The sequence below is a fragment of the Streptomyces sp. A18 genome, from assembly GCF_059026065.1.
Genome location: NZ_JBWLKL010000027.1, coordinates 32,362 through 46,057, shown reverse-complemented (window position 1 = coordinate 46,057; position 13,696 = coordinate 32,362). Strand labels below are relative to the sequence as shown.

The following is a 13,696-nucleotide window of genomic DNA, read 5'->3' as shown; positions in this document are numbered from 1 at the left end:
AACCTGGCAATCATGAACGAGTGCCCGCACGTCGCAGCGCTGCCGCACCCCGAGCCCGCGCCGCTGAGCGAGACCTGCCCCGAGTGCCTCGCGGTCGGCAGTCACCCGGTGCAACTGCGGTTCTGCCTGGACTGCGGTCATGTGGGCTGCTGCGACTCCTCGCCCTTCCGGCACGCGACGGCCCACTTCGAGGACACCGGGCACGCGGTGATGAGGACCTTCGAACCGGGTGAGAGCTGGCGTTGGTGCTTCGTGGACGGTTCGATCGTCTGAGGCCTGGGTACGTCAACCCGACGCCCGTACTCTCCAATTGGGACCGCGAGACCCCTAGCCACTCTCCGTACCCTTAGGCTTACTATGAGTGACAGCAATGGAGCGGGGTCCCCGGGACACGGAACTGGGGAGCGCGGTAGCGTCACCGCAGAACTACGTGGTGCGTTACCCGTGTGACGCAGTCCGGACCGCCGCTGGACGGCGGACCTGGAGCCCCGAAAGTGCTTGTACCACCTTGGAGGTGAGGGTGTCCCAGATCGCAGGCGAGCCCGGGAATCAGGACTTCGTCGAGGTCCGCCTTCCGGCTGCGGGTGCCTACCTGTCGGTGCTGCGTACGGCCACGGCCGGCCTCGCGGCGCGTTTGGACTTCACTCTCGACGAGATCGAGGACCTCCGCATCGCGGTCGACGAGGCCTGCGCGATCCTGCTCCAGCAGGCCGTGCCCGGTTCGGTGCTCAGCTGCGTCTTCCAGCTCGTCGACGACTCCCTGGAGGTGACCGTCTCGGCGCCGACCACCGACGGCCGGGCCCCGGAACGGGACACCTTCGCCTGGACTGTGCTGTCCGCCCTCGCGGGTCAGGTCGACTCCTCCGTGGCCGAGGACAACACCGTCTCGATCAGCCTCTACAAGAAGCGCGGCGCGGGACCCGGGCCGGCGTGAGGGACGGGGAGGGGCCGGTGCGGGACGAAGAGCGCGACACACAAGGTCTGCCCGGCGGTCGGGGAGGTACGCCGATAAAGCCGCCGCTGGGGCGTGAGGCTCCGATGGAGCCGGCGTTCACGGGCATCCCCGAGCAGCAGGCCAGGCCGCATCCGGAGGACTCGGAGCAGCCGGGTCCATCGACTGTGGCTGACGCGTCGGAGCAGGCAGAGCCGACCGCCCAGGAGGAGCGCGCAAAGCCCTCCCCGCGGGGCGGCGCGCAACGGGCGGGATACATGAGCGAACACGGTGAGCAGCAGCACACCCGGCATAATCCGCAGGACCGCAGCGGTGCACGCGCGATGTTCATCGAGCTGCGCGAGCTGAAGGACGGCAGCCCGGAGTACGCGGAGCTGCGCAACAAGCTGGTCCGTATGCACCTGCCGCTCGTCGAGCACCTGGCCCGCCGGTTCCGCAACCGCGGCGAGCCCCTTGACGACCTGACGCAGGTCGCCACCATCGGCCTGATCAAGTCCGTGGACCGTTTCGACCCGGAGCGCGGCGTGGAGTTCTCCACGTACGCGACGCCCACGGTCGTCGGCGAGATCAAGCGCCACTTCCGCGACAAGGGCTGGGCGGTCCGGGTCCCGCGGCGTCTCCAGGAGCTCAGGCTCTCCCTGACCACGGCGACCGCCGAGCTGTCCCAGCAGCACGGCCGCTCCCCCACGGTGCACGAGCTGGCCCAGAAACTGGCCATCTCCGAAGAGGAGGTCCTGGAGGGCCTTGAGTCGGCCAACGCGTACTCGACGCTGTCCCTGGACGTCCCGGACACGGACGACGAGTCCCCGGCGGTCGCGGACACCCTGGGCGCGGAGGACGAGGCCCTGGAGGGCGTCGAGTACAGGGAGTCCCTCAAGCCGCTCCTGGAAGACCTTCCACCGCGCGAGAAGCGCATCCTGCTGCTGCGGTTCTTCGGCAACATGACGCAGTCGCAGATCGCACAGGAAGTCGGCATCTCCCAGATGCACGTCTCCCGGCTCCTCGCCCGCACACTCGCGCAGCTGCGCGAGAAGCTCCTCGTCGAGGAGTGACGAAGGAGCAGACCGCCCCTCCGGGTCTGCTCCTTCAGGACGTCTCGTGCGGGACGGCGTCTACTTCACGTCGTCCTGTACGTTCCCCGGGCCCTTGATGCCGAGGGCCTCGGTCGTGGCGGGATTGACCAGCAGGACGAGCGCGGCGACCGCGACGGCCGCGAGCGCGATGCCCGCCGGGATCGCCATGCTGTCGGCCTGCAGCAGCTGCCAGGCCACCGGAAGCGCCATGATCTGCGTGATGATGGCGGGCCCCCGGCTCCAGCTGCGGCGCCGCAGGAGACCGCGGGCGGCGAGCAGGGGCAGGAGCGCGAGGACGATCAGCGTGACGCCGCCCGTCGTGGCCTGTTCCGGGTTGTCCGGGTCACCCGCGAGGCCCATCACGAGCATGTAGACACCGGCGGCGATGAGTGCGACGCCCTCCAGCGCGGCGAGGGCCGCGGCGGCCGTCAGGCGTCCGGGACGCGGGCCTGATTCCGGGGCTTCGGGGGTGGGGTTCCGCTCAGTACTCACCCTTGCAGGGTAGCTGTGCGTGTCCGCGCTCCGGCTCCCGGTCCGCACCCTCGGTCTAGGCCGGGTAAAGACGGCTAGGTACGCTGCTTCGCATGCGTGCACTCCTTGTGGTCAACCCAGCGGCAACCACCACCAGCGCGCGCACGCGTGACGTACTGATCCATGCGCTGGCGAGCGAGATGAAGCTCGAGGCGGTCACCACGGAGTACCGCGGCCATGCCCGGGACCTCGGCAGACAGGCCGCGGAGAGCAAGGACATCGAGCTGGTCGTCGCCCTCGGCGGGGACGGCACGGTCAACGAGGTCGTCAACGGCCTGCTGCACAACGGGCCCGCCCCGGACCGCCTGCCCCGCCTCGCCGTCGTCCCCGGCGGCTCCACCAATGTCTTCGCGCGCGCACTCGGTCTGCCGAACGACGCCGTGGAGGCGACCGGCGCCCTTCTCGACGCCCTGCGTGAGGGAAGCGAACGGACAGTGAGCCTGGGCCAGGTGTCGGGCACCCCCGGCACGGAGGACGAAGCGGTCCCCGCTCGCTGGTTCACCTTCGCGGCCGGGTTCGGTTTCGACGCCGGAGTGGTGGGACGGGTCGAACAACAGAGGGAGCGCGGGAAGCGGTCCACCCATGCGCTGTATTTGCGCCAGGTGTTCCGTCAGTTCCTCGACGAGCCGCACCGCAGAAACGGAATGATCACGCTGGAACGGGCCGGCGAGGACCCGGTGACCGACCTCGTGCTCTCCATAGTCTGCAACACCTCTCCCTACACCTACCTGGGCAATCGCCCGATGTACGCGTCCCCGCAGGCCTCCTTCGACACCGGCCTCGACGTGCTCGGTCTGAAGAAGCTCTCCACCTCCGCGGTGGCCCGGTACGGGACGCAGCTCCTGACCTCGACGCCCGATCGCGGACCACACGGCAAGCACGCGGTTACGCTCCATGACCTCACCGACTTCACCTTGCATTCAAAGGTGCCGCTCCCCCTTCAGATGGACGGTGACCACCTGGGGCTGCGCACGAGCGTGACGTTCACAGGCGTACGCCGTGCACTGCGTGTGATTGTGTGAGTGGAAGGGCCCAAAGTCCTTTCACTCGAACGTTTAGGCCAGGGTCCACCCCATGGAAGTACGGCTGTGACCCAGCCGACACTGAGGAATCAAAAAAAACTTGCCAGAAGGGGTTGTATCCGCCGCCGAGGTTTGCGAATCTCTACATGGCGATCGGGACGGCCCGCAACATCGGCCCCACAGAGAGCCAGAACCCCCTCCTCAACGCATAGGACATCGTCGCGTATGTGACGAAAGTCCCTTCCGCTGTCGGGGGATTCGTGAAAGCGTTCACATTCACAAGCAACCTGCATGTAATACCAAGGAGAGGTAGCAGCCATGGACTGGCGTCACAACGCCGTTTGCCGCGAGGAAGACCCCGAGCTCTTCTTCCCCATCGGCAACACCGGTCCTGCGCTGCTGCAGATCGAGGAAGCCAAGGCCGTCTGCCGCCGCTGCCCCGTCATGGAGCAGTGCCTGCAGTGGGCGCTCGAGTCCGGCCAGGACTCCGGCGTCTGGGGTGGCCTCAGCGAGGACGAGCGCCGCGCAATGAAGCGCCGCGCCGCTCGCAACCGTGCACGCCAGGCCAGCGCCTGACGCTCACGCCCCCTACGAGCCTGAGCCCGGCGGCGCGTACAGCGAGTACGCATCTCCCGCCCCCGAGCCGCAGCCGCGCAGTACCCCCGATGCGCAACGCAACGTGAGCAGTGAGCCCCGGACCACTTCGGTCCGGGGCTCACTGCTTTCCGTATGCCGTGCCGCATGCCAAGTGCCGTATGGCGTACCGGCGCGCGCTACTTGTCGCCGCGCACTGGAATGTCGAGGACGACCTGCGTGCCGCGCTCCGGGGCCCGCACCATGTCGAACGTGCCGCCCATCTCGCCCTCGACCAGCGTGCGGACGATCTGCAGGCCGAGATTGCCCGAGCGGTGCGGATCGAAGCCGTCGGGCAGGCCGATGCCGTCGTCCTGGACGGTGATCAGGAGACGGGTGTCCTTGCTGGTGCCGCCGCGTACGGCGGAGACCTCGACCGATCCCGTGTCGCCTTCCTGGAAGCCGTGCTCCAAGGCGTTCTGCAGAACTTCCGTGAGGACCATGGACAGCGGGGTCGCGACCTCGGCGTCCAGGATGCCGAAGCGTCCGGTGCGCCGGCCGGTGACCTTGCCGGGTGAGATCTCCGCCACCATCGCGAGGACGCGGTCGGCGATCTCGTCGAACTCCACGCGCTCGTCCAGGTTCTGGGACAGCGTCTCGTGCACGATGGCGATCGAGCCCACGCGGCGTACGGCCTCTTCGAGGGCTTCGCGGCCGGTGGCGGAGTCGATGCGGCGCGCCTGCAGGCGAAGGAGTGCGGCGACCGTCTGGAGGTTGTTCTTCACCCGGTGGTGGATCTCCCGGATGGTCGCGTCCTTGGTGATCAACTCCCGTTCACGGCGGCGCAGTTCGGTGACGTCGCGGAGCAGGACGAGCGAGCCGATGCGTGGGCCCTTGGGCTTGAGCGGGATCGCGCGGAGCTGGATCACGCCGTCGCCGCCCTCGATCTCGAACTCGCGGGGCGCCCAGCCGCTGGCGACCTTGGCAAGCGCCTCGTCCACCGGGCCGCGGGACGGGGCGAGTTCGGCGGTCGCGGTGCCGAGGTGGTGACCGACGAGGTCGGCGGCGAGGCCGAGGCGGTGGTAGGCGGAGAGCGCGTTCGGCGACGCGTACTGGACGATGCCGTCCGCGTCGAGCCGGAGCAGACCGTCGCCCACGCGCGGGGACGCGTCCATGTCGACCTGCTGGCCGGGGAACGGGAAGGACCCGGCGGCGATCATCTGGGCCAGGTCGGACGCCGACTGAAGGTAGGTCAGCTCCAGGCGCGAGGGCGTACGCACCGTGAGCAGGTTCGTGTTGCGCGCGATGACCCCCAGGACGCGTCCTTCCCTGCGTACGGGGATGGACTCGACCCGCACCGGGACCTCTTCGCGCCACTCGGGGTCGCCCTCGCGCACGATGCGGCCCTCGTCCAGGGCGGCGTCGAGCAGTGGGCGGCGTCCGCGCGGGACGAGGTGGCCGACCATGTCGTCCTGGTAGGAGGTGGGGCCGGTGTTGGGCCGCATCTGCGCCACGGAGACGTAGCGGGTGCCGTCGCGGGTGGGGACCCACAGCACCAGGTCGGCGAAGGAGAGGTCGGAGAGCAGTTGCCACTCCGATACCAGCAGATGCAGCCACTCGAGATCGGAGTCACCGAGAGCGGTGTGCTGGCGTACGAGGTCGTTCATGGAGGGCACGTGTGCGAGCGTACCTGGCACGTCCGGTGGGCCCGCTCCGGGAGATTCCCGACGAGCCGCGGCGCCAGGGCGGGACCCTCAACCCACCCACGGCACCGCAGCCCTTCAGGAACACCGACCACCGGAATGTGCGGTACCGGACGGCCGGTCGGAGGAGCCGACACGGTCAGGGCAGAGAGTGCCGGTTCCTCGGTCCGCTCTCCTGTGCGGGAAGAGCGGATGCTTTACCAACGCATTGTGGACTAGACCATTCACCTGTGTCTACGCGTGGACAGATGTTTGTTGTTGTCTCTTTCTCTCACATGTCGCCCGGCGGATTCATGCGTCCGGCCAGACCCGCATCGCCAGCTCGGCGACCGCTTCCAGCTCCTGCCGGGTCGCGCCGTCCCGGGACTGCTGGGACATGCCCTGGAGCACGGCTCCGGTGTAGCGGGCCAGGGCGGGGGCGTCCGTCCGCGGGGGGAGCTCGCCCGTGGCGACGGCGGCCCTGATGCGGGTCTCGATGGAGCTGATGTTGGCGTTGCGCCGGTCGCGCAGGGCGGCTTCGACCTCCGGCGTCGCGCAGTTCGTCGCGGCGCAGATGACGAGGCAGCCGTGCGGGTGCCCGGCTTCCGTGTACTTGTCCGCGGCCTCGTGCAGCATCCGCGCGACGCCGCCGCGGACGGTCGGCTCCTCGGCGAAGGCGCGCTCGCCGAAGGAGCCGTGCGTCTGGCCGTACAACACCACGACCTCCTCGAACAGTGACTGCTTGTCACCGAAGGCCGCGTACATGCTGGGGGCGCCGATGCCCATGGCACGGGTGAGGTCCGTGACCGACGTCGCCTCGTACCCCTGCTCCCAGAAGGTGCTCAGGGCCTTCTCCAGCGCGGTCTCGCGGTCGAAGGAGCGGGGGCGTCCGCGCTGTTTCGTCGCCATGGAGTGAATTGTATAGCGGGCGCTAGAAAAACGGCTCGGAGTCCGCTACGGTTCTTTCTGTAACGACCACTAGAGAAATAGGGGGCGACTCTCATGGGCGCGCTTGCGGGAAAGCTTGCGGGGAAGACGGCGCTGGTCACAGGCGGCAGCCGAGGCATCGGGCGGGGCATCGCCGAGCGTCTGGGGCGGGACGGCGCACGGGTCGCCGTGCATTACGGCAGCAATGACACGGCGGCGAAGGAGACGGTCACGGCGATCGAGGCCGCGGGCGGCTCCGCCTTCGCCTTCGGAGCGGAGCTGGGCGTCCCGGGGGACGCCGAGGCCCTGTGGGCCGAGTTCGACCGACAGGCCGACGGCCTGGACATCCTGGTGAACAACGCGGGGATCGGCACCTCGCGACCGTTCACGGAGGCCGACGAAGCGGAGTACGACCGGCTGTTCGCGGTCAACGCCAAGGCGCCGTTCTTCATCACCCAGCTCGGCGAGCGGCGGCTGCGCGACGGAGGGCGGATCATCAACATCTCATCAGGCCTCTCACAAGCCGCGGTCATGCCGGAGATCATGACGTACGCCATGACCAAGGGCGCTCTGGACGTGTTCACGCGGAACCTCTCCAAGGTCCTCGGCGCCCGCGGGATCACGGTCAACTCGGTGGCCCCGGGGATCGTGGACACGGACATCAACGCCGCCTGGCTGCGCGGCGAGAAGAACAAGGACGCCTGGGCGGGCGCGGCGGCGATGTCGGCGCTCGGCCGGGTCGGCACCCCGGCGGACATAGCCGACGCCGTCGCGTTCCTCGCTTCGGACGACGGGCGCTGGGTCACCGGCCAGTGGATAGACGTGACGGGAGGCTCGCTGGCGTAGGCGCGAGCGGGGCGTTGCCCGCTCGACGGGCGGGGGCGGGCCGGAGAGTCGAGCATGGAACACGGGTGCGGACCGGACCTGAAGACCCGGACCGAGGGCCGGGAACCGATGCCCGGGAGCCTGGGCTCAGGCGGGCCAGCTCTGCTAGATTGGTCTATACCACATTGCCCATGGGTCCTCTCCTCAGACCCGTGAGTCCCCTCTCCAGATCGGCAGGCCCAGCGTGGAAGTTGTCATCGTCCCGGACGCCAAGGCAGGCGGCGAGCTCATCGCGGAGGCCATGGCCGCCTTGGTGCGCCGTAAGCCTGACGCCCTGCTCGGTGTCGCCACCGGATCCACCCCGCTGCCCATCTACGAAGCCCTGGCCGGCAAGGTCGGCTCCGGTGCCGTCGACGCGTCGCGGGCGCGGATCTGCCAGCTCGACGAGTACGTGGGGCTGCCCGCCGGGCATCCCGAGTCCTACCGCTCCGTGGTGCTGCGCGAGGTCGTCGAGCCACTGGGGCTCAGCGAGAAGTCCTTCATGGGTCCCGACGGCAGCGCGCAGGACGTACAGGCGGCCTGCGAGGCGTATGACCGGGAGCTCGCGGAGGCCGGCGGCGTGGACCTCCAACTGCTCGGCATCGGCACGGACGGGCACATCGGGTTCAACGAACCGTGCTCCTCGCTCGCCTCGCGTACGCGGATCAAGACGCTGACGGAGCAGACGCGGGTGGACAACGCGCGCTTCTTCGACGGGGACATCGAGCAGGTGCCGCACCACGTGATCACTCAGGGGATCGGGACGATCCTGGAGGCCCGGCATCTGGTGCTGCTTGCCACGGGTGAGGGCAAGGCGGATGCGGTGGCCGCGACGGTGGAGGGGCCCGTGGCCGCGGTTGTTCCGGCGTCGGCCCTGCAGTTGCATCGGCATGCGACGGTCGTCGTGGACGAGGCTGCCGCGTCCAAGCTGAAGCTTGGGGAGTATTTCCGGGCCACGTTTGCGGCGAAGCCTGCCTGGCAGGGGCTTTAGTCGGGCCCCTGGGCCTTGTGCGAAGGTGCCGGGGCGCCCCCTACTGGGGGCGGCCCCGGCACCTTTTTGCTTGTGCCCCACCTGCGGGTGCGTGGGGGCTGATCGCGCCCACGCGGCGGAGCCGCATATGTAAGCCCCGCGCCCCTTCGGGGCGCTCCTAACCCCCGGTGATCACCTCAGCCGCCGCCAGGCCGCAGACCCTTGCCGCGCCGTGTGTGGCGATGTGGAGGGAGCCCGTCGGGGATGACTGGGGGACGCCCATTTCGACCACGATCGTGTCGGGGCGGGCCGTCAGGAGCGTGTTCAGGGCCTCCGCCATCCACGCGTGGCGGTGGGCGTCGCGGACGACGGCCACGATCCGCCGCTCCCCCGCCTCGGCCAGCGCGAGCGCACCCGCGTCCGCGCCGGTGAAGCTGCCCGTCTCCGTGCCGGGGAGCAGGCGTTCGAGCTCGGCGGCCACGCCCCACGGGGTCTCGTCACCCACCGCGATGTTGGCCATCGGGGTGAAGGCGGCGACGTACGGGGCTTCGGTGAGCGGGGCCGCGTAGGACTCGCCGCGGGTGACCGTCAGGGCGCGGCGGGCCGCTACCAGGCCAATCTCGTTGCCGGGCGCGCCCCCCGAACGGTCGGGCGCGCCCGGCAACGAGGTCCAGTGGGCCAGCGCACGGACGCGGGCTGCCGCGTCGGCGAGGCGTTCCTCGGAGAGTTCGCCCGTGCGGACGGCGCCGACCAGCGCGTCGCGCAGGCGCAGGACCGTCTCGTCGTCCGCGAGGCCGCCGCCCACGCAGATCGCGTCGGCGCCCGCTGCGATGGCAAGGACGCTGCCGCGCTCGATGCCGTACGTCGCGGAGATGGCCTGCATCTCCATGCCGTCCGTGACGATCAGGCCGTCGTAACCGAGTTCCTCGCGCAGGACGCCTGTCAGGATGCGGCGCGAGAGCGTTGCCGGGTACTCCGCGTCCAGAGACGGGACCAGGATGTGCGCGCTCATCACCGCTCGCGAGCCCGCGGCGATCGCGGCCCGGAACGGCGCGAGGTCACGCGCCCGCACCACCTCGGGGGCCACCCCGATGCGCGGCACGTCATGGTGCGAGTCGACCGCGGTGTCGCCGTGCCCCGGGAAGTGCTTGGTGCAGGCGGCGACGCCCGCCGACTGCAGCCCCTCGACGTACGCGGCGGTGTGCCGGGCCACCAGGAGCGGGTCCGCGCCGAAGGACCGTACGCCGATGACGGGATTGTCCGGGTTGGAGTTGACGTCGGCGGACGGCGCCCAGTTGAGGTTGACCCCGCACGCGGCGAGCCGGCGGCCGAGCTCGGCGGCCACGTCACGGGTGAGCCCCGTGTCGTCGACCGCGCCGAGCGCGTGGTTGCCGGGGAAGGAGGAGCCGGAGCGGACCTCCAGGCGGGTCACGTCACCGCCCTCCTCGTCTATGGCGACCAGGACGTCGTCGCGCTCGGAGCGCAACTGGGCCGTCAGCGCGGCCAGTTGTTCGGGCGAGGCGATGTTGCGGCCGAACAGGCCGACCGAGGCGAGGCCTTCACCGATCCTGCGGAGCAGCCAGTCGGGCGCGCTGGTCCCGACGAAGCCGGGCTGCAGGACGGTCAGGGCGTCGCGGGTCAGGGTGTCGGTGGGGCGGGTGAGTGTCGTCATAAGGCGTGTTATCCCTTCACGGCGCCGTCGGTCAGACCGCTCACGGCCCTGCGCTGCAGGAAGACGAAGAGGATCAGGATCGGGATGGCGAAGAGCGAGGCAGCGGCCATGGTGGCACCCCAGTCGTCGCCGAATGCTGTCTGGAAACCGGAGAGCCACACCGGCAGGGTCTTGGCTTCCGCCTCTTTGTTGAGGACAAGGACGAGCGGGAATTCGTTCCACGCGGTGATGAAGCCGAAGAGCGAGGTGGACATCAGGCCGGGCGCGAGCAGCGGCAGGATCACCCGGCGGAACGCCTGCATCCGTGAACAGCCGTCGACCATCGCCGACTCCTCGAGCTCGCGCGGCACCGCGGCGACGAAGCCGCGCAGCGTCAGGAGCGTGAAGGGCAGGATCATCACCATGTAGAAGAGGGTGAGCGGAACCAGGCTGTTCAGCATGTCGGCGTCGCGCACGATGATGTAGATCGCGATGACCATGACTTCCCAGGGCGCCATCTGGGCCAGCATGAAGCCGATGACGAAGCCCTTGCGGCCCTTGAACCGCATCCGGGCGAGCGCGAACGCCGACGCGAGGCCGATGATCAGCGAGAAGAGCACGGCGAGCACCGTGACGGTGAGGGAGTTGCCGACCATCGTCCAGAAGTGGTCGGCCTTCACGGCCGTCTTGAAGTGCTCGAACGTCGCGTCGGTCGGGAACCACACCGGGTCCTCGCTGATGATGTCGCCGGTCGGCTTGAAGGCCGTGGCGAACATCCAGTAGACCGGGAAGACGAAGCCGACGAAGAGTACGACGGCGACCGCGTTGGGCCAGATGCGGCGGAGCCGCCGAGACGAAGCGTTGCGCGTCACAGCTCGTCCTCCCCTTGCTTGAGCACGATCCGCAGGTAGAACGAGGTCAGGACCAGCAGGATGACGATGGTGAGCAGCGCGATCGCCGCGCCCATGCCGAAGTGCTGGTTGCCCATGCCCTCGATATAGGCGTAGACGGGCAGGATCTCGGTGAGCCGGTCGGGGCCGCCCTCGTTGAGCGCGAAGACCTGTGCGAACGCCTTGAAGACCCAGATGATCTCCAGGAACGTCGTGGCGAAGAGGAAGGGCTTCAGGTACGGCATCGTGACGTTCGTGAACCGCTTCCACGCGCCGGCGCCGTCCAGTGACGCGGCTTCGTAGAGCTCCTTGGGGATCGTCGTCGTGGCGGCGTACAGGTTGATCGCCACGAACGGGATCGACTGCCAGACGATCAGGACGATGACCACGAAGAAGGTGGAGTACTGGCTGCCCATCCAGTCGTAGTCGGCCATCGAGTGCCAACCGGCCTTGTCCAGGACCCAGTTGACGACGCCGAAGCGCGTCGCGAACAGCCACTGGTAGACGGTCGTCGACGCGATGATCGGCATCGCCCAGGCGAGCACGAGTCCGACCAGGAGCAGCACCCGCATGCGCCTGCCGAGCCGTGCGAGCAGCAGGCCCACCAAGGTGCCGAGCAGCATGATCAGTGCGACGTTGATCGCGGTGAACGCGATCGACCGGCCGGTGACGCGCCAGAAGTCCTCGCCGGTGAGGACCTCCTTGAAGTTGGAGATCCCGTTCCACTCGGTGAGGTGCAGGATGAACTGCCGCATGTTGAGGTTCTGGAACGACAGGATCCCGTTGTTGACCAGCGGCCAGCCGAGGAAGACCAGGGTGGCCGCGACCGCGGGAAGCAGTAGCAGGTAGGGCGCGAGCGACCGGGCCCGCTCGCGGGGCTTGCCGGGCTCAGCCGGCCGTCCGTCCGTTTTCACGACGTCCGTCGGGCCGGAGGGCGGCCGTTCGGTCTGCACGGTCATGCTCGCCATCTCTTTCGTGGGCATCGCGGAACGCAGCGCTGCGCCGGGGCACCGGGCCCGGGGTCGATGGCGACCCCGGGCCCGAAGACCCCGGCAGGAGCGCGTCCTTACTGCTTCTGCGACAGGCGCTTGTTGAGCTCGCCCTCGACCTGCTTGGCGGCCTCGTCGTTGGACTTACCGTTCAGCACCGCGGTCATGTAGTTCTTGATCGGGTTCGGCGTGTTCTCCACCGGAGCCCACTCCGGGATCAGCGGGGTCGTGCCGCCGCCGGCGGTGGCGGGCGCCGCGGCCTCGGCGGCCGGGTTGCCCTCGAGCTGGGCCTCCAGGGCCTTCTTGTTCGGGATGACGCCGCCTTCCTTGGCGAGCGCTCCCTCGTGCTTGTCGGACAGCGCGATCTTCAGGAACTCCTTGGCGAGCTCCTGCTTCTCGCTGGTCGCGGCGACGGCGAGGTTCGAGCCGCCGAGGAAGACGCCCTCGGGCTTGTCGGCGGTGGCGCCGGGGATCGTGAAGAAACCGATGTCCTTCTCGATCTTCGGGTTCGCCTTGATGGCGGTGGGCGCTTCCCAGCTCATGCCGATGAAGGCGCCGGTCTTGCCCTTGGCGAAGACCTCGGCCTGCTGCGGGGTGGCCTCGTCCTTGTTCTTGGGGGCCTTGGAGAGGTCCGCGAACTCCTTGTACGTCTTCATGGCCTTGGCGACCTTGGGGTCGGCGAGGTTGGAGACGTACTTGTCGCCGTCCTTCTTGACCAGCTCGGCGCCCTCGCCGATGGTCAGGCCGACGAAGTGGTACCAGTTCTGGCCGGGCAGGTAGATCGGCTCGGCGTCCGTCTTGGACTCGATCGCCTTGAGGTCCTTGAGGAACTCGTCGCGGGTCTTGGGGGTGTCCTTGATGCCGGCGTCGGCCCAGATCTTCTTGTTGTAGACCACGACGCGGTTGAGCACGAACCACGGGGCGGCGTACTGCTTGCCGTCCACGACCGAGGACTTGTTGATCGACTCGGTCCAGTCGGCGCCGACCGTCTTCTTGAGGTCGCTCAGGTCGGCGAGGCCGCCGGTCTTGGCGTACGCGGCGGTCTGGGTGTTGCCGATCTCGAAGACGTCCGGCGGGTTCTCCTCGGAGAGGGCGGTGGTCAGCTTCTGCTGGATGCCGTTCCACTGCTGGACTTCGATGTTCAGCTTGGCGCCGGTCTTCTTCTCGAAGGCGGCCTTGACGTCCTTAGTCCACCCGTCGGGCGTCGAACCATCCATCGCCCAGAGCGTCAGCGTCTCACCCTTGAAGCCGTCACCGCCGCCGGACTTCTTGTCTCCGTCGTCGCCGCCACAGGCCGCGATCGAGACCAACATGCCCGCGACACCGATGGCCGCTATGAGCTTGCGCTTCACGTCACCCTCCTCAAGGGATGCCAGTCAACCCCCCACCCGCAGCGACCAAATGGACCGAGATCTGCCCGTGGGACTGGAACCTGGTCTTTAATGGTGTAGACCAGTACGGGGAGCTTGGCCTAGACCTTTAGGGGTGTCAAGGGTGTATAAGAAGGGCTGTCAGGTCCGTTATCGGACCGACACCTGAGCGGGCACGGCCCCCTCAGCCCGGTACGTGCCA

14 protein-coding genes are annotated in these 13,696 nt (G+C 68.7%); 7 read left to right on the top strand and 7 right to left on the bottom strand.

Features of this window, described 5'->3' with window-relative positions; all coding sequences use genetic code 11:
- Positions 1-12: 12 nt before the first annotated feature.
- From AC5P1C_RS31085 to AC5P1C_RS31075, 3 genes are all read left to right on the top strand, one after another.
- Positions 13-273: a UBP-type zinc finger domain-containing protein gene (locus tag AC5P1C_RS31085; protein WP_493869274.1), complete on the top strand. Its 261-nt coding sequence runs from the start codon at positions 13-15 to the stop codon at positions 271-273.
- Between the two features lie 247 nt (positions 274-520).
- Positions 521-934, top strand: coding sequence for an ATP-binding protein (locus AC5P1C_RS31080; RefSeq protein ID WP_363308118.1), 414 nt, complete (start codon positions 521-523; stop codon positions 932-934).
- Positions 931-2,004 (top strand): RNA polymerase sigma factor SigF, encoded by a 1,074-nt coding sequence (locus AC5P1C_RS31075; RefSeq protein WP_493869273.1) that lies wholly within the window; start codon positions 931-933, stop codon positions 2,002-2,004. The genes AC5P1C_RS31080 and AC5P1C_RS31075 overlap by 4 nt, the downstream gene beginning before the upstream one ends.
- A gap of 60 nt (positions 2,005-2,064) precedes the next feature.
- On the opposite strand, the gene AC5P1C_RS31070 is transcribed toward AC5P1C_RS31075, so the two are convergent.
- A complete protein-coding gene (locus tag AC5P1C_RS31070; protein WP_493869272.1) occupies positions 2,065-2,517 on the bottom strand; it encodes a hypothetical protein in 453 nt (150 codons plus the stop codon).
- A 92-nt stretch (positions 2,518-2,609) separates the two neighbouring features.
- Between AC5P1C_RS31070 and AC5P1C_RS31065 the strand changes: the two genes are divergently transcribed.
- Entirely contained in the window at positions 2,610-3,578 is a 969-nt protein-coding gene (locus AC5P1C_RS31065; RefSeq protein ID WP_493869271.1) for a diacylglycerol/lipid kinase family protein, read from the top strand.
- 318 nt (positions 3,579-3,896) lie between these two features.
- Entirely contained in the window at positions 3,897-4,154 is a 258-nt protein-coding gene (locus tag AC5P1C_RS31060; protein ID WP_016639615.1) for a WhiB family transcriptional regulator, read from the top strand.
- A 197-nt stretch (positions 4,155-4,351) separates the two neighbouring features.
- Here the strand turns inward: AC5P1C_RS31060 and AC5P1C_RS31055 are convergent, their stop codons facing one another.
- The gene (locus tag AC5P1C_RS31055; protein ID WP_493869336.1) at positions 4,352-5,818 is read right to left on the bottom strand and encodes a sensor histidine kinase; all 1,467 of its coding nucleotides are present in this window, start codon (positions 5,816-5,818) and stop codon (positions 4,352-4,354) included.
- A gap of 327 nt (positions 5,819-6,145) precedes the next feature.
- Complete coding sequence (locus AC5P1C_RS31050; RefSeq protein ID WP_493869270.1) at positions 6,146-6,742, bottom strand: TetR/AcrR family transcriptional regulator; 597 nt, start codon at positions 6,740-6,742, stop codon at positions 6,146-6,148.
- Positions 6,743-6,835: 93 nt separating this feature from the next.
- On the opposite strand from AC5P1C_RS31050, the gene AC5P1C_RS31045 reads away from it, so the two are divergent.
- Complete coding sequence (locus AC5P1C_RS31045; protein WP_493869269.1) at positions 6,836-7,606, top strand: SDR family oxidoreductase; 771 nt, start codon at positions 6,836-6,838, stop codon at positions 7,604-7,606.
- Between the two features lie 223 nt (positions 7,607-7,829).
- A complete protein-coding gene (nagB, locus tag AC5P1C_RS31040) occupies positions 7,830-8,615 on the top strand; it encodes a glucosamine-6-phosphate deaminase (RefSeq protein ID WP_493869268.1) in 786 nt (261 codons plus the stop codon).
- A gap of 157 nt (positions 8,616-8,772) precedes the next feature.
- Here the strand turns inward: nagB and AC5P1C_RS31035 are convergent, their stop codons facing one another.
- From AC5P1C_RS31035 to AC5P1C_RS31020, 4 genes are all read right to left on the bottom strand, one after another.
- Positions 8,773-10,266: a glycoside hydrolase family 3 protein gene (locus AC5P1C_RS31035; RefSeq protein WP_493869267.1), complete on the bottom strand. Its 1,494-nt coding sequence runs from the start codon at positions 10,264-10,266 to the stop codon at positions 8,773-8,775.
- 8 nt (positions 10,267-10,274) lie between these two features.
- A complete protein-coding gene (locus AC5P1C_RS31030; RefSeq protein ID WP_493869335.1) occupies positions 10,275-11,081 on the bottom strand; it encodes a carbohydrate ABC transporter permease in 807 nt (268 codons plus the stop codon).
- Between the two features lie 32 nt (positions 11,082-11,113).
- Positions 11,114-12,094: a carbohydrate ABC transporter permease gene (locus tag AC5P1C_RS31025; protein WP_493869266.1), complete on the bottom strand. Its 981-nt coding sequence runs from the start codon at positions 12,092-12,094 to the stop codon at positions 11,114-11,116.
- A 107-nt stretch (positions 12,095-12,201) separates the two neighbouring features.
- A complete protein-coding gene (locus tag AC5P1C_RS31020; protein ID WP_493869265.1) occupies positions 12,202-13,476 on the bottom strand; it encodes an extracellular solute-binding protein in 1,275 nt (424 codons plus the stop codon).
- Between the last annotated feature and the right edge of the window lie 220 nt (positions 13,477-13,696).

Excerpts from the sequence above, each read along its gene's own strand:
- AC5P1C_RS31065 (WP_493869271.1), top strand. The coding sequence starts at position 2,610 with ATGCGTGCACTCCTTGTGGTCAACCCAGCGGCAACCACCACCAGCGCG.
- AC5P1C_RS31060 (WP_016639615.1), top strand. The coding sequence starts at position 3,897 with ATGGACTGGCGTCACAACGCCGTTTGCCGCGAGGAAGACCCCGAGCTC.
- AC5P1C_RS31055 (WP_493869336.1), bottom strand. The coding sequence starts at position 5,818 with ATGAACGACCTCGTACGCCAGCACACCGCTCTCGGTGACTCCGATCTC.
- AC5P1C_RS31025 (WP_493869266.1), bottom strand. The coding sequence starts at position 12,094 with ATGACCGTGCAGACCGAACGGCCGCCCTCCGGCCCGACGGACGTCGTG.
- AC5P1C_RS31035 (WP_493869267.1), bottom strand. The coding sequence starts at position 10,266 with ATGACGACACTCACCCGCCCCACCGACACCCTGACCCGCGACGCCCTG.
- AC5P1C_RS31085 (WP_493869274.1), top strand. The coding sequence starts at position 13 with ATGAACGAGTGCCCGCACGTCGCAGCGCTGCCGCACCCCGAGCCCGCG.
- AC5P1C_RS31050 (WP_493869270.1), bottom strand. The coding sequence starts at position 6,742 with ATGGCGACGAAACAGCGCGGACGCCCCCGCTCCTTCGACCGCGAGACC.
- AC5P1C_RS31045 (WP_493869269.1), top strand. The coding sequence starts at position 6,836 with ATGGGCGCGCTTGCGGGAAAGCTTGCGGGGAAGACGGCGCTGGTCACA.